The sequence below is a fragment of the Pseudomonas sp. SWRI68 genome (assembly GCF_014269165.1).
Classification (GTDB): domain Bacteria; phylum Pseudomonadota; class Gammaproteobacteria; order Pseudomonadales; family Pseudomonadaceae; genus Aquipseudomonas; species Aquipseudomonas capeferrum.
Genome location: NZ_JABWRU010000002.1, coordinates 208,893 through 226,156, shown reverse-complemented (window position 1 = coordinate 226,156; position 17,264 = coordinate 208,893). Strand labels below are relative to the sequence as shown.

15 protein-coding genes are annotated in these 17,264 nt (G+C 62.9%); 5 read left to right on the top strand and 10 right to left on the bottom strand.

Annotation, left to right across the window (positions count from 1 at the left end; genetic code table 11):
* Positions 1 to 84 precede the first annotated feature (84 nt).
* The 3 genes from HU770_RS04635 to HU770_RS04625 all read right to left on the bottom strand — a co-directional run bounded on the left by HU770_RS04635 (position 85) and on the right by HU770_RS04625 (position 2,676).
* Positions 85 to 1,062 carry a FecR domain-containing protein gene (locus HU770_RS04635; RefSeq protein ID WP_186663156.1) on the bottom strand — a complete coding sequence of 326 codons (978 nt, stop codon included), beginning with the start codon at positions 1,060 to 1,062 and terminating at the stop codon, positions 85 to 87.
* A complete protein-coding gene (locus tag HU770_RS04630) occupies positions 1,059 to 1,565 on the bottom strand; it encodes a sigma-70 family RNA polymerase sigma factor (RefSeq protein WP_033698927.1) in 507 nt (168 codons plus the stop codon). Before HU770_RS04630 ends, HU770_RS04635 begins: the two co-directional genes overlap by 4 nt.
* Positions 1,566 to 1,770: 205 nt before the next feature.
* On the bottom strand, positions 1,771 to 2,676 hold the full coding sequence (locus HU770_RS04625; RefSeq protein WP_186654868.1) for an AraC family transcriptional regulator: 906 nt from the start codon (positions 2,674 to 2,676) through the stop codon (positions 1,771 to 1,773).
* A gap of 180 nt (positions 2,677 to 2,856) precedes the next feature.
* On the opposite strand from HU770_RS04625, the gene calA reads away from it, so the two are divergent.
* Positions 2,857 to 3,909 (top strand): vanillin reductase, encoded by a 1,053-nt coding sequence (gene calA, locus HU770_RS04620; RefSeq protein WP_186655255.1) that lies wholly within the window; start codon positions 2,857 to 2,859, stop codon positions 3,907 to 3,909.
* A gap of 61 nt (positions 3,910 to 3,970) precedes the next feature.
* Here the strand turns inward: calA and HU770_RS04615 are convergent, their stop codons facing one another.
* Positions 3,971 to 5,287, bottom strand: a complete 1,317-nt coding sequence (locus tag HU770_RS04615; protein WP_186654865.1) for a hypothetical protein — start codon at positions 5,285 to 5,287, stop codon at positions 3,971 to 3,973.
* 201 nt (positions 5,288 to 5,488) lie between these two features.
* Here HU770_RS04615 and HU770_RS04610 point away from each other — a divergent pair, with 201 nt between their 5' ends.
* On the top strand, positions 5,489 to 6,688 hold the full coding sequence (locus HU770_RS04610) for a sugar transporter (RefSeq protein WP_186663155.1): 1,200 nt from the start codon (positions 5,489 to 5,491) through the stop codon (positions 6,686 to 6,688).
* Between the two features lie 62 nt (positions 6,689 to 6,750).
* Here the strand turns inward: HU770_RS04610 and HU770_RS04605 are convergent, their stop codons facing one another.
* The 3 genes from HU770_RS04605 to HU770_RS04595 are packed head-to-tail and all read right to left on the bottom strand — an operon-like array spanning position 6,751 to position 9,187.
* Entirely contained in the window at positions 6,751 to 7,335 is a 585-nt protein-coding gene (locus HU770_RS04605; protein ID WP_186663154.1) for a LysE family translocator, read from the bottom strand.
* A gap of 50 nt (positions 7,336 to 7,385) precedes the next feature.
* On the bottom strand, positions 7,386 to 8,216 hold the full coding sequence (locus HU770_RS04600) for an AraC family transcriptional regulator (RefSeq protein ID WP_033698915.1): 831 nt from the start codon (positions 8,214 to 8,216) through the stop codon (positions 7,386 to 7,388).
* A gap of 47 nt (positions 8,217 to 8,263) precedes the next feature.
* The gene (locus tag HU770_RS04595) at positions 8,264 to 9,187 is read right to left on the bottom strand and encodes a LysR family transcriptional regulator (protein WP_033698913.1); all 924 of its coding nucleotides are present in this window, start codon (positions 9,185 to 9,187) and stop codon (positions 8,264 to 8,266) included.
* Positions 9,188 to 9,291: 104 nt separating this feature from the next.
* On the opposite strand from HU770_RS04595, the gene nfsB reads away from it, so the two are divergent.
* A complete protein-coding gene (gene nfsB, locus HU770_RS04590) occupies positions 9,292 to 9,945 on the top strand; it encodes an oxygen-insensitive NAD(P)H nitroreductase (RefSeq protein ID WP_095063613.1) in 654 nt (217 codons plus the stop codon).
* 40 nt (positions 9,946 to 9,985) lie between these two features.
* Here nfsB and HU770_RS04585 read toward each other — a convergent pair whose 3' ends face one another.
* Together HU770_RS04585 and HU770_RS04580 are read right to left on the bottom strand one after the other, a co-directional pair.
* Entirely contained in the window at positions 9,986 to 11,140 is a 1,155-nt protein-coding gene (locus tag HU770_RS04585) for an aminotransferase class V-fold PLP-dependent enzyme (RefSeq protein WP_186663153.1), read from the bottom strand.
* A gap of 187 nt (positions 11,141 to 11,327) precedes the next feature.
* On the bottom strand, positions 11,328 to 12,254 hold the full coding sequence (locus HU770_RS04580) for a LysR family transcriptional regulator (RefSeq protein WP_186663152.1): 927 nt from the start codon (positions 12,252 to 12,254) through the stop codon (positions 11,328 to 11,330).
* Between the two features lie 140 nt (positions 12,255 to 12,394).
* Between HU770_RS04580 and HU770_RS04575 the strand changes: the two genes are divergently transcribed.
* Together HU770_RS04575 and HU770_RS04570 are read left to right on the top strand one after the other, a co-directional pair.
* Complete coding sequence (locus HU770_RS04575; protein ID WP_033698905.1) at positions 12,395 to 13,624, top strand: acyl-CoA dehydrogenase; 1,230 nt, start codon at positions 12,395 to 12,397, stop codon at positions 13,622 to 13,624.
* A 182-nt stretch (positions 13,625 to 13,806) separates the two neighbouring features.
* Positions 13,807 to 15,204 carry a PAAR domain-containing protein gene (locus HU770_RS04570; protein WP_186663151.1) on the top strand — a complete coding sequence of 466 codons (1,398 nt, stop codon included), beginning with the start codon at positions 13,807 to 13,809 and terminating at the stop codon, positions 15,202 to 15,204.
* Between the two features lie 585 nt (positions 15,205 to 15,789).
* Here HU770_RS04570 and HU770_RS04565 read toward each other — a convergent pair.
* Positions 15,790 to 17,145 (bottom strand): SPFH domain-containing protein, encoded by a 1,356-nt coding sequence (locus HU770_RS04565; RefSeq protein ID WP_186663150.1) that lies wholly within the window; start codon positions 17,143 to 17,145, stop codon positions 15,790 to 15,792.
* Positions 17,146 to 17,264 lie beyond the last annotated feature (119 nt).

Below are 17,264 nucleotides of genomic sequence, written 5' to 3'. Positions count from 1 at the left end.
TCCCGAATGAAGTGGCTTGTCAGGAGATAGGTGGGACGAGAAACGAAAACCGGACACGTCTGCGAATGATTTTCACAAATATTTTCATTTATTGTGCTCGGGGCCGATCATCATCAGCCACGGGCCATAGCGCTCGACGCTGATCGGCAGGGCCTCGGCCAGGGCCGCCAGCGCCTGCTGTGGCTGGTCCAGCGGGAATACACCTTGCACGCGTATGTCTCGTACCGCTGGCGCTACCCGGATATAGCCCCGTTGGTACGGCCGCAGCGCATCGACCACGGCATGCAGCGGTTCGTCGAGCACTTCCAGGCGGCCCTGCAGCCAGGCTGCACGTTGTTGTTGCTCGCCATCCAGACGCTGGATGCCATCGCTGCGCAGCAGTGCTGCCTGCCCCTGTTGCAGGTCTTGCCAGCGGCCATCGGGCAGGCTGGCGCGCACGCTGTGCTCGAACACCACAACGCGGGTGGCGTTGGCTTCCTGGCTCACCAGGAAACGGGTGCCCAGCGCCTGCACCTGCCCTTGCGCCGTGCGCACCCGCAGCGGCCGTCGCGGGTCTGCCTCGACCTGGATCAACAGGTCTCCGCGGCGCAGTATCAGCAGCCGTTGGTTGGCATCGAAGTCCAGGTCGACGGCACTGCCACTGTTGAGGCTCAGGCGGCTGCCATCGGCCAAGGTGAAGCTGCGCCGTTCGCCACTGGCGGTGTGCAGGTCGGCCAACCAGTTTTGCGCCCCGTCGCTGCGCCAGCCGCCCCAGGCTGCGGCAGCAGCGACGCTCAGGCCAGCCAGGGCCCCCAGCACTTCGCGCCGGGAGTGGGTGGGGGCGAGCAAGACCTGGCGCGCATCGGCGGCATGCCCGGGGGCGCGCCGGTCCAGCGCGCGCAACGCGGCAAACGGGCTGCCGACGCGCTGTTGCAAGCGGTCCCAGGCCCGTTGGTGCGCGGGGTCCTGGCGCAACCAGTGGGCCAGGCGTTGCAGCAATGCCTCGTCTGGCGTGCCGGCTTTCAGCGCGACCATCCAGTCGATGGCCTGCTCGCTTATCGGGTCCAGGCCGGCTGCGCTCATGCTTGCACCTCGCACAGGTAGCACTGGCGCAGGGCCTGCTTCATGTAGCGGCTGACGGTGCGTTCACTGATCTGCAGCCGGGCGGCGATGTCGACATAGCTCATGCCGTCGAGCTGGCTGAACAGGAAGGTGGCCTTGACCACGGCGGGCAAACCGTCCAGCACCTTATCGATGGCCACCAGTGCCTCGATCAGCAGCAGTTGCTCTTCGGCCGAAGGGGCGACTGGCTCGGGCAGCAGTGCCAAGCGTTCGAGGTAGGCCTCTTCGAGTTGGCGGCGGCGATGCCGGTCGAAGATCAGCCGCCGGGCGATGGTCGAGAGGTAGGCGCGCGGCTGCTGGATGCTGTCCGGGTCGACACGCGCGCCGAGCATCTGGCAGAACGCTTCGGCCGCAGTGTCTTCGGCGTCGGCGCGATTGCGCAGGCGTTTGAAGATGTGTTGGAGCAGCCAGCGGTGATGGTCGCTGAAGAAGAAGCCCAGCTTGCGGGTCGAGGTGCTGTCCAACGCCTGGCATCCAGTTGTGAGTGTGAATCGTTCTCAATGGTAGCTGGGGAGTCTGGTGGGTAGCAATGGGGGCGTGGGTCTTCGGGGTGTACGGCTGGGTTTGGCGGTGGGGCGGATATCGAGCGCCGCCCGCGCGGCGCTCGATATCCGCTCCCCCACAAATCCCCAGCCAGGCACCTGAACACCCCACACATTCCCCCCGCAACTAAACCGGCAAGCTCTGATAAGCCGTCTCATCCCCAGGGCTGCGGTCAAACTGGCGCTTGTACTCGCGGCTGAACTGCGAGGTGCTCTGGTACCCCACCCGGTGCGCCGCCTGAGCCACGCCAAGGCCCTCACCAATCAACATCTGCTGCGCCTTGAGCAGCCGCAGGCGCTTGAGGTACTGCATCGGCGCCATGTCGGTGCAGCGCTTGAAGTGTTCGTGGAAGGTCGACACGCTCATGTTGGCACGCGCAGCCAGTGCCTCGACACTCAGTGGCTCGGTGTAGTGTTCGCGCAGGTGGGCGAGGGCGGCGCCGATGCGGGCGAAATGCCCCTGCTGCTCGACCAGTGCCCGCAGCACCCCGGCCTGCGGGCCGCGCAGCGCGGTATACAGCACTTCGCGCACCCGTGCCGGGCCGAGCACCTTGGCATCCAGCGGGTCCTGCAGGCACTGCAGTAGCCGCTCGACACTGTCGCGCATGGGCGCATCCAGGGCCGCCGACGTCATCGACTGCGGGGTCTGCGCCTGTACGGCGGCATCCGGGGCCAGGTCCATGCTTTGCACCAGTTCACCGAGCACGCCACGGTCAATGTCCACCGCCACGCCCAGCAGAGGCGCATCACCGGTGGCAAAGGTTTCACACATGAACGGCACCGACAGCGCCTGGACCAGGTAGTGGCCGGCGCCGTACTCCAGGGTGCGTGGCCCCAGGCGCGCGAGTTTGCTGCCCTGGGCCAGGATCATCAGGCTCGGCTCGTAGATCTGCGGGCTGCTGGCCACATAGTGGTCCCAGCTCAGTACCTGAACCTGAGGCAGGTGTGTGGGGACGAAGCCCGGACGCGTGGCGAGGCGGCGGATCAGCGCGCAAAGGGGGGCATTGGCGTCGACGTGACGAGTGAGCTGCATGGTTAACCTGGGCAGAGAATCAGACAGTTGCATCATCGCAGATTGACGGTCTAGCGTCAGATACTGGCAGGCAACTCCGGAGAATCGGGCATGGATGCCGGAGAATCTGCGGTGGGCGAGGTGGGGCATGACGCGCAGAATGCGCCGCCTGAATCGTTTCACTTCTCTGCGAGGTCCCGCATGTACACCGCCATCGGTTATGCCGCCCAAACCCCGACCAGCCCACTGGCCCCCATGACCTTCGAACGCCGCAGCCCGCGCCCGGACGACGTCGCTATCGACATCTTGTATTGCGGCGTGTGCCACTCCGACATCCACCAGGCACGCAACGAGTGGGGCATCGCCGTGTACCCACTGATGCCGGGCCACGAGATCATCGGCCGCGTCACCGCCGTGGGCGACAAGGTGTCTGCACACAAGGTCGGCGACCTGGTAGGCGTCGGCTGCATGGTCGACTCGTGCCGCCACTGCGAGGCATGCGCCAAGGACCTGGAGCAATACTGCCTGGAAGGCCCGACCATGACCTATGCCACGCCGGACCGGGTCGATGGCAGCAACACCATGGGCGGCTACTCCAGCAGCATCGTGGTCAGCGAGCACTTTGTGGTGCGTATCCCCGCCGGCATGGACCTGCCCAGCGCCGCGCCTATCCTGTGCGCCGGCATCACCACCTATTCGCCGCTCAAGCACCACGGAGTAGGGCCGGGCCACAAGGTCGGCATCCTGGGCATGGGCGGCCTCGGCCACATGGGCATCAAGCTGGCCAAGGCCCTGGGCGCGGAAGTGACCTTGTTCACCCGCTCCCAGGCCAAGGCCGAAGAAGCCCGCCGCCAGGGTGCCGACCATGTGATCGTGTCCACCGATGACGAGCAGATGCGTGCTGCGGCCGGCCATTTTGACTTCCTGCTCGACACCATCCCGGTGCAGCACGACCTCAACCCGTACCTGGAAACCCTCAAGTTCGATGGCGTGCACATCCTGGTCGGCCTGATCGAACCGATCGACCCGGCGGTGCACGCGGCCAACCTGGTGCTCAAGCGCCGGGTACTGGCCGGGTCGTTGATCGGCGGTATCGCCGAGACCCAGGAAGTGCTGGATTTCTGTGCCGAGCACGACATCCGTTGCGACATCGAAATGCTCGATATCCGCAATATCAACCAGGCTTACGAGCGGATGATTGCCGGCGATGTGAAGTATCGCTTCGTGATCGACATGGCCACGCTTCAGGGTTGATCCACGGGTTGGCCTGCACTGGCCCTTTCGCGGCGTTGCCCGCGAAAGGGCCAGTGCAGATTTACCAGGCCAGCGCCTTGTCCCACCCCTTCCAGAACAACCACCGCCGCACTTCGCCATGCGCCCCGGTGCCGATCTGCCATTCAGGCCGCCCGCTGCCCAGGGCAATCACCGAAATGAAGCCGGCATGGCTCGCCGCAACCAGCGTGCGCCCGTCCGCGCTGATGTCCATGGCACTGATGGTCGAACCCAGGTAGTGCTGCCAGTGTTCCGCGCCATCCTCGCCAAAGGCCCGCAAGTAGCCGTAGGCGTCACCGACGATATACTCGCCATCGCCTGCGACCCCAGCGTAAACCCGCGCCCCATCCTGCAGCAGCGGTGTGCGTGGGTCTTCACTGTAGTAGTCGGTATCCAGCCCCGGCAGGTCGGCCACGCGTACCCCGAGCGTGCCGCCGTTGTAGAAGTGGCAGGCATTGACGATCAACTGGTCGCCGCGGCGGTTGAACAGGGCGAAATGCGGGTACTCACCACCTGGGCCTACCTGCGCCACCAGCGCCAACTGATCGTCCAACACCAGATGGCGGCTGCTCTGTTCGCCGACCACGATCAGGCGCCCATCCGGCGACACCGCACCATGCTCCATGGCCAGGCCCAAGGCGATATCGTCCGGGTCGGTGCCTTCGGCCAGCTCTTCGAGTATTTGCGATTGGCGCGGCAGCAACCGGGTGGCGCCTTCGGCCGCCAGCAGGAAGATGCCCTCGGCGCTCACCAGCAGTACCCGTTGGCCTTGCGCGAAGGGCACCAGCGTGGTGGGGGTCGGCGGCAGGTCGAAGGGGTCGAAGGGGTAACCGGCTGGCAGCCCCTCCAACCCGCTAGGCCAAGGGAGCCGGGCGACCTGCGGGCCGCCCCAGCCATCGGTCACGCGCACGCCCTCGGCGTTGGCCAGGGCAAAGTAGCGGCGCTGCGGGCAACGGCCGAAATGCTCGATACCGATGACCGGCGTCACGCCCTGCTGATCGATGCGTACTACCTGGCCCTTTTCATAGGGCATGCCAATGCGTGCGAGCAGGCTGCCGTCGTCCAGCAGCAAGACATTGCTGATACCTTGCCCATGCGTGTCGAGCAATGGCACCAGCGGCAGGTGTGCAGGCGGCCAGGCCGTGCGGAAGGCCTGGCGTTGCTGTTCGTCTACCCCCGGCTGGTTGATCGCTTGCAGGGCGGCCTGCCAGGCGTCGAGCAAGTGCTCGGTGGCAGCGTGCTGGGGTTCTTCGAGGTCATCCCAGCCCTGCTCGCAGCCTTGCGCGACGTAGCGGTTGATGGCCTGGGCGTAGGCGGTGACCGCCTGCTGCCACTGCTGCTGGGGTTGTTGCTTGTCCATGGGCGGATCGGGCTCCTTGTTCCGCTTGCAGTTCACACAAAGCGCGCATGTTACGCGCAATGTGCGCGGGTTGTGAGGCCTGGTATTGACGCGTACCATGCCGGCATTCCTTCCAATAACAAACCCGTGCCTCAGCGCGGCCGATACTTGGCCCCTGACGCGCGTCTTTTCGCCATGCCTGCGGAGCATAGAATTCCACCCATGAACGGACCCATACCCACCGTCCTGCCGCCGACCACCGGTGGCGGCAGCTGGCTGAGCGTCATTGCCCTGGCCTTGGCGGCCTTCATCTTCAACACCACCGAATTCGTCCCGGTGGCGCTGCTCAGCGACATTGGCCGCAGCTTCGACATGAGCACCGCTCAGGTCGGCCTGATGCTGACCATCTATGCCTGGGTGGTCGCCCTGGCGTCGCTGCCGATGATGCTGCTGACCCGCAACATCGAGCGACGGCGCCTGCTGTTGTTCGTGTTTCTGGTGTTCATCGTCAGCCACCTGTTGTCGTGGCTGTCGCAGAGCTTTGCCATGCTGCTGGTGAGCCGCATCGGCATCGCCCTGGCCCATGCCGTGTTCTGGGCCATCACTGCGTCGCTGGCGGTGCGCGTGGCGCCGCCTGGCCAGCAGGCCAAGGCACTCGGCCTGCTGGCCACCGGCACCACCCTGGCGATGGTGTTGGGTATTCCACTGGGCCGCGTGGTAGGGGAAGCCTTGGGCTGGCGGGTAACGTTCCTCAGCATTGCCGGGGTGGCATTGGCCACCATGCTTTGCCTGATGAAGTCGTTGCCGCTGCTGCCAAGCCAGAACTCCGGTTCGCTACGCAGCCTGCCGATCCTGTTCAAGCGCCCGGCCCTGGTCGTCACCTACCTGCTGGTGACGCTGGTGATCACCGCACAGTTCACCGCCTACAGCTACATCGAACCCTTCGCCCTGAACGTGGCGCAGATCAGTGGCGAGCGCACTACGTTGCTGCTGCTGTTGTTCGGTGGCGCCGGGGTGTTCGGTTCGGTGCTGTTCAGCCGTTACAGTGAACGTTTCCCCCAAGGCTTTCTGGTGGGTTCGATCGGCCTGCTGGCGGCTTGCCTATTGTTGCTGTTGCCGCTGTCGGGCAACTTCTACGTGTTTTGTGCGTTGAGCATGTTCTGGGGTGTGGCGATCCTGAGTTTCAGCCTGTCGTTGCAGTCCAAGACCTTGAAGCTGGCGTCCGATGCCACCGACGTGGCCATGGCCTTGTTCTCGGGTATCTACAACATCGGGATCGGCGGTGGGGCACTGCTGGGCAGTATCGTCAGCAGCCAGATGGATGTGGCCTATATTGGCCTGGTCGGAGGCTGTGTGGCGGTGGTGGGGTTGGCCCTGGCCTTCGCCAGCACTCGGCGCTTTCGCGAAGCCTTAGGCATCTGATTGACCGTGCCGGCCGCTTCGTGGGTTTGCCCGAGAAGCGGCCGGCGCAGCCACCATCAAATTCAACCAAGCAGCGCCGCCCAGGCCGACACCAGCAACATCCCCGCCAACCCTCGGTTGAACCACAGCAACCGCGCAGGGGCCTGCAACCAGCGTGCACTGCCCACCCCCAGCAGCGCCCAGGCCGTCATGCACGGCAGGGCGATCAGCAGAAACACCAGCGCCAACTGCCACACCGGCAGCGCCGGCGCGGCAAATACCCCGATCACCGCCACTGCCATCATCCACACTTTCGGGTTGACCACTTGCAGCGAAGCTGCGCTGAACGCATCAAAGTGCTTGTCTGCGCTGAGGTCCAAGGGCTGCCCGGCGCTGCGCAGAATGCGCCAGGCCAGCCAGCTCAACCAGAGTACGCCAGCCCAGCTCATCAGTTGCTGGGCCAGGGGGTGACGCAGTAACAGCTCGCCCAGCCCAAGCCCGACCAGCAGCACCACCGCTGCGGCGGCGCCACAACCGGCCAGGATCGGTGCCACGCTTGCGCGCAGGCCCTGCCGTGCACCGTGCGCCAGAATCAACAAGTTGGTCGGCCCCGGGCTGATACTGGCAACCAGGGCGAAGAGAATGAAGGGCAACAACGACTGCGACATGACACAAAGCTCCGAGGGGTCGAAGCACCATGTTCGCCGTCAGGCCGCCGTCAGTCTGGAAGGTTTGAGCAGCGCCTGCGGTAGTCGGCCGGGGTCAACCGATAGGCCCGGCGGAACCAGCGGCCCAGGTGGCTCTGGTCGGCAAAGCCCAGCGCCATGGCCACTTCAGCGGGCGTCTGGCCTTGGGCGAGCAGGCGCCGGGCGCGGGCCAGGCGCAACTGTATCAGGTAGGCGTGCGGTGCCAGGCCGAACGCGGCCTTGAAGGCGCGGGTCAGGCGAAAACGGTCGACGCCACAGGCCTGGGCCAGGTCTTCCAGGCCGATGTCACGGTCCAGGTGAGCATGCAGGTAGTCACGTGCGCGCTGAGCGGTCAGCGGCAGGCGAGGGTCTGGGTTGAGGCGTTTGCGCCAGTGCAGGTGGCGGGTCAGGCAGGCAAGCAGGTCGTCCATGGCCGTCTGGCGAACGATGCGAAAATCCTGGTTGTGCACGGTGTGAAAGGCCAGTGCGGTGGCCCGTGCCAGGCGCGCGTCGTGGCACAGGGTATCGGCAAAGCTGGGCAAGCTGGCGCTGGGTGCATGCTCGAACAGCGTTCGTAACTGGTCTTCGAGCCATGCAGGCTCCAGGTACAGCGTCGAGTAGGTAAAGCCTTCGTCGGTCGGCGCGAGGCCGTCGTGGAGGTCGCCGGGCTCCAGCAGAAACACCTGCCCCGGCGTGCTGCGATGGCGCACCCGCCGGCAGTTGAACTGCTGCACGCCTTGCTCGGTGATACCGACCAGAAAACTGTCATGCCAGTGGGGGTCGTAGGCATGCCCGGTGAAATGCGCGCGGACCGACTCGATGCCGGTGTCGGCGTCTTGCTTGAGGACGATCCAGTTGCTCATGGGTGCAGCCCGTGGGGGAAATGGCTACCTTAACGCACGTACCCGTATCAGTCTGGAACGATTGTGCAGCCCTTGTTCAGCAGCCGGGGCCGCAGGGCTTCGAAGCGCTCGCGCAGCCACAGGTGCAACTGCGTCACTGCCGGGGTCAGTTGCTTGCGGTGTGGGCAGACCAAGGTGACCGGCGTCGGCTCGCCCAGGTACTCCGGCAAGAGGATCTCCAGCTCGCCCGCCTCGATGTCGGCGCTCACATCCAGCCACGATTTATAGACGATACCTTCACCTAGCAGGGCCAGTCGGCGAATCACGTCGGCGTCGTCGCTGACCAGCGGCCCCCGTACCTGCACGGTGCGGTTGCCCACCCGCCATTTGTCATAGACGCGGTTCTGTTGCAGGTACAACAGGCAGGCATGCTGCTGCAGGGCCTCCGGTGTCTGCGGGCGGCCGTGGCGCGCCAGGTAGTCCGGGGAGGCAACCAGCACCCGACGGTTCCAGTTGGCCAGGGGCAGGGCGATGTAGTTGGCGTCCTGGTTAAGGCCATAGCGGATGGCGATGTCCACCGGGTCGCGATTGAGGTCGGCCATCTGGTCGGACAGAAAGAAGCGCAGGTGCAGCGCCGGGTGCTCGCGACGGAATGCGCTCAGCCAAGGCAGCAGCATGTTGCGGCCCATGTCCGAAGGTGCCGAAACCTGCAGGGTCCCGCGCAAGGTACTGGCGTTGCCGTGCAGGTCCTCGCGGCCTTGGCGCAGGCTTTCCAGTACGTTCTGCGCCGTTGGCAGGTACAGCTCGCCCTCGGCGGTCAGGCGCAGGCTACGGGTAGTGCGCGCGAACAGGCGTACGTCCAGCTCACGCTCCAGGCGCTTGATGGCGGCGGCCACCTGGCCCGGCAGCAGTTCGGCCTCGTGGGCGGCGGCGGTGAAGCTGCCCAGCACGCTGCTGCGCACGAACAGTTCGAGGTCGGCGATGCGTAGCATTTTCACTCCTGGGATGAAAGTGTTGCTGCATTGTGCCGGTTTTTCTTTTTTACAGGAAAGATAACATGCGCGACACATCCCATTTTCACCGCAGGAGTTGTTGCATGGATACCGTTTCCCTGGCCAAGCGCCGCTACACCACCAAGGCTTACGACGCCTCGCGCCGCATTCCTCAGGCCACGATCGACGCGTTGCTCGAGCAACTGCGCCACAGCCCGTCCTCGGTCAACTCCCAGCCTTGGCACTTCGTCGTCGCCGACAGCGCCGAAGGCAAGGCACGGTTGGCCAAGAGCACCCAGGACCGTTTCGCCTACAACTCGCCGAAGATCCTCGATGCGTCCCATGTAATCGTGTTCTGCGCCCGTACCGAAATGCCCGAGGCTCATCTGCAGGCGCTGCTAGACCAGGAAGCCGCCGATGGTCGTTTTCGTGACGAGCAGGCCCGCGCCGCGCAGAACCAGAGCCGTCGCCATTACGTCGACCTGCACCGTTTCGACCAGAAAGACGTGCAGCACTGGATGGAAAAGCAGACCTACCTGGCCCTTGGCACCGCGCTGCTCGGTGCGGCGGCGCATGGCCTGGATGCCACGCCCATCGAAGGCTTCGACAGCAAGGTACTGGATGCCGAACTGGGCTTGCGTGAGCAGGGCTTTACCAGTGTGGTGATCTTGAGCCTGGGCTACCGTAGCGAGGGTGATTTCAATGCGGGGCTGAACAAGTCGCGGTTGCCGGCTGCGAAGGTATTCACCTTCCTCTGATAGCGCCAGGGGCCGCCCGCCGGCCCCTGCTGTTTGCGCCTTACCAGAGCGCCAGCGAAGCCGCCGCTGTGACCCTGGCGAACACCTCGAGTGCTTTATCTACTTCGGCCTCGGTGCTGAAGCGTCCGATACTCAAGCGCACGCTGTTGCGCGCCCGGCTTTCATCCAGCCCCAGGGCCAGCAGCACATGCGAGGGTGCATTGCTCGCCGAGTTGCAGGCCGACGTGGTCGACAACGCCAACTCACTGGCCAACGCGGCACTGTTGAAGCCTTGGCTATCGATACACAGGTTCAAGGTATGCGGGATGCGCTGCGTGGCACAGCCATTGAGGCTTACCGCCGGCAAGGCCAGCAACCCGTCGCGCAGGCGCTGGGCCAGTTGTTCGATGCGCTGGTGTTCACTGTCGCCCGGCTGGCCAGCCAGGGCGAAGGCGCTACCCATACCGACGATCTGGTGGGTTGCCAGGGTGCCGGAACGCAGCCCCTGCTCATGCCCACCGCCGTGCATCTGCGCGCGCATCAGTTCGCGGGCACGCGGGCCGACGTAGAGCGCGCCGATGCCTTTGGGGCCATAGGCTTTGTGGGCCGAGAACGACATCAGGTCCACCGCCATTGCCGCAAGGTCGATGGCCAGCTTGCCCACCGCCTGGGCCGCGTCCACATGCAACAGCGCCCCATGGGCACGCACACGCTCACCAATGGCGGCGAAATCGGTCACGGTACCCAATTCGTTGTTGACCGCCATCAGCGAGACCAGGCGGGTATCGGCGCGCAATGCCGCCTGCACGGCATCGGGCTGAATCAGCCCGGCCGCATCCGCAGCCAGGCGCGTGATGGACCAGCCTTGGCGCTCCAGTTCAGCGACCGTGTCGAGCACGGCCTTGTGTTCCAGCTGGCTGGTGATCAGGTGGCCCGGTTGGCTGATGCCTTGGGCGATGCCTTTGAGTGCGAGGTTGTTGGATTCGGTCGCGCCTGACGTCCACACCAGCTGATCAGCACGGGCGCCAACGCGTTCGGCCACCTGCTGGCGTGCCTGTTCCACCGCGTTGCGGGCAGCCTGACCATAGGCATGGCCACTGGAGGCGGGGTTGCCGAAGTTGGCGTGGCGGCCAAGGCAGGCGAGCATCGTTTCGATGACGCGGTCGTCAACGGGGGTGGTGGCGGCGTAGTCGAAGTAGAGCGGGGCGCTGGGCATGGGGGCGGGTCCGTGTCTGTCACGTTGGATTCGATGATCGTTGGTGCAAGCGTACCCGCCCGTGGGCTGATGGTTTTTGTCTTATGCCTGGCTGATTGTGCCCAGGCTTGGAAAATAATTCTCGCTTTGCCCGTTTCTGGAGAAATTAATTTTCAATACTCGGCGTAAACGACCTTTGGCAATCGCCTCAGGCCGGCGCCAGCGCGCGTTCTTCCTCGGCCACCACCCGTTCGCACAACTCGATGATCTGCTCGCGCATCCAGCGGTTGGCAGGGTCTTGGTCAGTGCTCTCGTGCCAGTACAAGTGCGTTTCCAGCGCCGGTACGTCTACCGGCAATGGCTGGTAGCGCAATTGATGACGGCGGGCGAAACGCTCGGGCACGGTCATGGCCATGTCGGTCTGCTGCAACACCTGCGAAGCCATCAGGTAATGCTGTGAGCGCAAGGCAACCTTGCGCTGTACGCCCATCTTGCCCAAGGCCAGGTCAACATAGCCCAGGCCATTGCGGCGGCTGGAAATATGGATATGGGTCATGCCCAGGTAGCTGTCCAGGGTCAGTTTGCTGTCGGCCAGCGGGTGGCCTTGGCGCAGGGCGCAGACGTAGCGGTCTTGCATCAGTTTGACGTGGCGCACCTGCGGGTCGGTGTTCAGCGGGGCATCGACCGCGAAATCCAGGCGCCCGGCCGCCAGTTCCTTGGTGGTTTCGCGCCGTTTGCACAGAAAGCTTTCAATCAGCACTGCAGGTGCCAGGCGGCGCAGCCGCTGGAACAACGGCGGCAGGATCACCGCTTCGGTCAGGTCGGTCATGCTGATGCGAAAGGTCTTGTTGGCCTGCTGCGGGTTGAAGATACGGCTTTCCTGCACCGACGTGCGCAGCAGGGCCAGGGCGTTGCGCACCGGGCCAATGATGTTCTGGGCCATGGGCGTGGGCACCATGCCTTGCGCGGTACGCACGAACAGCGGGTCGTTGAAGGTTTCGCGCAGTCGCGACAGGGCATTGGACACCGCCGGCTGAGTGATGCCGACAATCTGCCCGGCGCGGGTCAGGTTGGCTTCGGTGTAGATGGCATCGAAGACGATGAACAGGTTGAGGTCGACCTTGCTGAGGTTCATGTGCGCCGCTCATTGTTGGAATTATTGCCCGATCATATATCGGTTATGAATGTTTATACACGCGGAAAATAGACTAGGTGGATGGGCGCTTGCTGCTCTAGGCTCTGGCCCATGTACTCCGAACCGTGAAGGTAGCCCCGATGGATTTCGCCTATTCGCCCAAGGTCCAGGCACTGCGCGAGCGCGTCACTGCGTTCATGGATGCCTACGTCTATCCCGCTGAAGCGGTGTTCGAGCGCCAGGTCGCCGAGGGTGATCGCTGGCAGCCCACCGCGATCATGGAAGAGCTCAAGGCCAAGGCCCGCGCCGAGGGGTTGTGGAACCTGTTCTTGCCCGAGTCGGAGTACGGCGCCGGGCTGAGCAACCTGGAATACGCCCCACTGGCCGAAATCATGGGCCGCTCGCTGCTCGGGCCAGAGCCGTTCAACTGCTCGGCACCGGATACCGGCAACATGGAAGTGCTGGTGCGGTATGGCAGCGAGGCGCAGAAACGCCAGTGGCTGGAGCCACTGCTGCGCGGCGAGATCCGTTCGGCGTTCGCCATGACCGAGCCGGACGTGGCCTCATCAGACGCCACCAACATGGCTGCCACCGCCGTGCGTGATGGCGATGAATGGGTGATCAACGGCCGCAAGTGGTGGACATCCGGCGCGTGTGACCCGCGTTGCAAGGTCATGATCTTCATGGGCCTGTCCGACCCTGAGGGGCCGCGCCACCAGCAGCACTCGATGGTACTGGTGCCGACCGATACGCCGGGCGTGAAGATAGTGCGGCCGTTGCCGGTGTTCGGCTACGACGACGCGCCACATGGCCATGCCGAGGTGCTGTTCGAGAATGTGCGGGTGCCTTATGAAAACGTGATCCTCGGCGAAGGCCGCGGCTTCGAGATCGCCCAGGGGCGCCTAGGCCCAGGCCGTATTCACCACTGCATGCGTTCGGTCGGCATGGCCGAGCGGGCGCTGGAGTTGATGTGCAAACGCTCGGTCGAGCGCACTGCCTTCGGCCGGCCTCTGGCCCGGCTGGGCGGCAACGTCGACAAGATCGCCGACTCGCGCATGGAAATCGACATGGCACGCCTGCTGACGCTCAAGGCGGCGTACATGATGGACACCGTGGGCAACAAGGTCGCACGCAGTGAAATCGCCCAGATCAAGGTGGTGGCGCCGAATGTGGCCTTGAAGGTCATCGACCGGGCGATCCAGATGCATGGCGGCGCGGGCGTGAGCGGTGACTTCCCCTTGGCCTACATGTACGCCATGCAGCGCACCTTGCGCCTGGCCGACGGGCCGGACGAAGTGCACCGGGCGGCGATTGGCAAATATGAGATCGGCAAGTATGTGCCGGTGGAGATGCTGCGCAGTTCAAGATGAAGAATCGGAAGTTCTTGCACGGGAATTCCTTGTCCGATTAACGCGCATGCTGGCTACGGATGAGCTGGCTGAACAAGTATGTATTTGGTGTAGGAAGTGTCTGGTTTTCACGTTCAGGCACTAAAAGCCCTTTTGCAACTGTTAGGTTTCGACACCTTACTTTTTGCACAAGGTACTTGCCGATGCGTGTCAATCTGGGTGGTAAAGGCCAGGCGGTTGATGGCGATGTCACCACGACAGGTGCTATTTGCATCGCTGCCGGCCTCGGTTATTTGAGCAATGGCCGCAGGGTGCTTCGGGAGGGGGACAAAACGACGCCTTGTCCGCGCTGTGGCGAGCAAGGGACTGTCGTTGAGGGCGTTCGGTACTTCATCTCCAACGGTCAAGCCGTGGCCATGGACGGTGCACTGGTGGCGTGTGGTTGCCCGTCCGGCAGCAATCGGGTCGTAGCACCACTGGGTGCGGCCCCGCTATCCAGGCAGGCACTTGCGAACAGTCGCGCAATGCCTACCGAGGCAGCGGCCGGCGCCCATCCGAAAAGCCTCGTGCAGGGCGCGGTGACTGCGATGCCAGGCACGTTGGAGCCGGGCTTCTACGTGGTGCCCAAAAGCATGTCGTTTTCTCAGGTTCTGCTGCAATTATCCGAGCACGACGCCACCTTGCCGATCTCCCGTTTGCAGCGGCTCAACCCCACGTTCGAGCAAGGTTTCAAGGCTGGGGAAATCTTCGTCATCGGTGACCCGGACAATGGTGATGCCTGTACCCTCGAGGAGGCCAAGCTGATGGCTGCCGCTCAGGATGCACGGCGCGCGTTGGCGGTGCTCGATTTCGCAGAATCCGACTTCATGGTGCAGCACCAGGCTGAGATTGCCGGTTTGCTGAGCAGTGCCAGCCAGTCGATGGGCGTGGGCAAGGACATGCTCGATCAAGGGTTGAAACAGGTCAAGAGCACGCTGAACCAGATCGAGCAGTTGCATCAGCGTGAGTTCTTGCGGCACGGGCATTTGAACAGTCGTGAGTTTTTCGCCTCGCGGCGCCAGCTGCTGCAGCAACTGGATGTTCAGTTGAAAGCGGCGCTGCTCAATAAACAGCTTAACCTCGGCAACTATGAACGTTTAAAGAAGAGTCTGAATATTTCTACCAAAAGCCTTGTGCACCATTGGTCGAAAGCGGGTGGGGTGGGGCAGATACCGGGGTATGCGACACACTTGGATCAGGTTGCGAGACTTAGTAAATTTATAAAATATGGTGGACATGTGGGGGTTGGAATAGGCGGTGCTTCGTCTTACTTGAAAGTTCAGGGTGTATGTCGAGCGGGTGAGGCTGCTGCTTGCAAGAAGGTTCGGTTCACTGAAACGGGCAGTTTTTCAGGTGGATTGGTCGGAGGGATGCTTGCTTCTGGGGCTATGGGTGCGGTAGCCGGTACTTTATGTGGCGCTATTTCCATAGGGACGGGAGGTCTTGCCATACCCGTCTGCGGGATTGTATTAGTAGGGACAGGAGGGCTGGCGGGAAGTACTGCTGGTGAAGCATTTGGCGAGTCAGTGGGAGAATTCATTTACGAGGTCACCCATGATTGACATTACGGGCTGGCCAGCAATGGCAAAGCTTATTCTTTTACTCAGTCCCTTTGTAATAGGTGTTCCGGGAGTCGCCATAAGTGCATATACAACTCTGACTAAGGATTACGATGTCGTCTGCTCCTCCATCACCAGTAATCCTTATTTTCAAACAGTAAAGGGTGCTTGGGGGAATAGCGGTTTTAAGTGGCGATGGATGCTGGTATGCACAGTAAGCGGGCTTGTAGCATTTCCGTGGGTCGAATTGCGTGCAGGGCGGTTGGATTTGAACGAGTTGGCCGCTTTCCCGCTCCGCCTCAAGCGCAGACTTGTTCTTTCAGCGTGTCTGAGCCTGGGGGGCGCTGTTTGGATGTTGGTTATATGGGCACTGGTAAAATATAAGTAGCCGGGAACTGTCAGATTTTTTATGTGCGGGCCGGTAATGGCCAGCCCCCAGGCAAGCCCTGACTTGGGCCGGACAAAGTGCACCGGGCGGCGATTGGCAAATATGAGATCGGCAAGTATGTGCCGGTGGAGATGCTGCGCAGTTCAAGATGAAGCCGGTGGCCTTCTTGCTCGTATGCCGGGCAGAAGGCATTCAACGGCTCACGGCGTCTTGAGGTCCACCACCAGATCCTTTGCAGCCTTGGTTGCCAGCACACTCATGAGCTTGGTCATTTCATCCTGGCGACCGATGCCGGACTCTGCCCCGCCGCCCATCATCACGTTGGGCACCGGGGCGCGTGCCGCCGCATCGGCCCAGGCGCGATTGATCTGCACCAGCGCGTCAAGCTTGGTTTGCAGCGCGCCATCGGCCTTGATCGATGCTTCACGTGCGTGAGCCTCGGCATCGGCAGTTATTCGGGTGGCTTCGGCATTTACCCGGGCCTTGTCACGCAGGAGTTCAGCGGTCTGCTTGTCGATCTCGGCCCGCCGTTTTTCTCGCTCCGCGTTGATCAGCGTGAGTTGCTTCTCGGTTTCGGCTGCGGTGGTGCGTTCGATCTGCTGGCGCAGGCTTTCCTGGCGCTTGGCTTCGACATCCTTGGCGCCGCGGGCAGAGACAAGTTGCTTTTCTTCTTCCTCCTTGAGCCTGTTCTGCCGGGCCACCGCCAGTTCGGCCAATGCTTGCTGCACCCGAACCATTCGCTCCTGATATTGCGGGTTGGGGTCGATATGCGTCACCCGAGCATCGACGACTTCGACGCCGAACAACCGGAACTGTTGCTGCTTACGCATTTCCTGGCCGTCCTTGTCGAGTTTCTTCTCGATGATGAAACGGGTCGCAGAGTTATCGCCAAAGCTGCCCTGGTCTGTACCGGCTTGAAGGATGGCTGTCTGAGCCGGATAGTTGTCGCGCTGCACACGAATTTCCTTGCGGCTGGTCAGGTACAGGCCGTTGCGCAACTGGTTTTCGAATTCGGCGCCGAAGTGGCTGCGGTTACCGGCGTAGTAGTCATCGGCGCTCATCAACGAGGCGGTGGCCTGCAATGTTTCCTTGACTGCCGGCAACAGCGCGCGTTGCAGGAAGTTGTCCGGCGTGCGGTATTCCTGAGCAATCTTGAGAAAGTCGTCGCCTGACGGCAGGCGAAACTGGGTGCTGAATTCGGCCTTGGCGTCGACGTTGCCCAGGAACGCGATGGGCAGGTTGTCCAGCGTTACCGAAGGGTGCCCACGGCGGGCTTCGTCCTGCCCGTCCACTTGCAGCGCCGACTGTACACCGATGGTCCGGCGCCAGACAGTACTGCGGCCAAACCATTGGGTTGCATAGCCCACGTCTTCGACAACTTTTTCTTCGCCGAATATCGTTCGCACATGGGTCATCTGGCCTGCTTCGTTGTAGAACAACACTGCGTTGAACAATGCAGCGAGGCCGCCGACGACTAGTACCGGGAGGGTGATTGCGGCGACAAACTTGCGGTTGATGCGTATTTGGGTGATGTCAGGGAGGGTAAGCTTTTGCATGGAAAATCCTTGTCCGGAGAACGCGCATGCTGGCTAAAAAAGGAGGGGTTGAACAATCAGGGAATTCGGTGGGTGATGTAGGAAGTTGTAGTGCCGTACTCGTGGAATGCTCTTGAGAA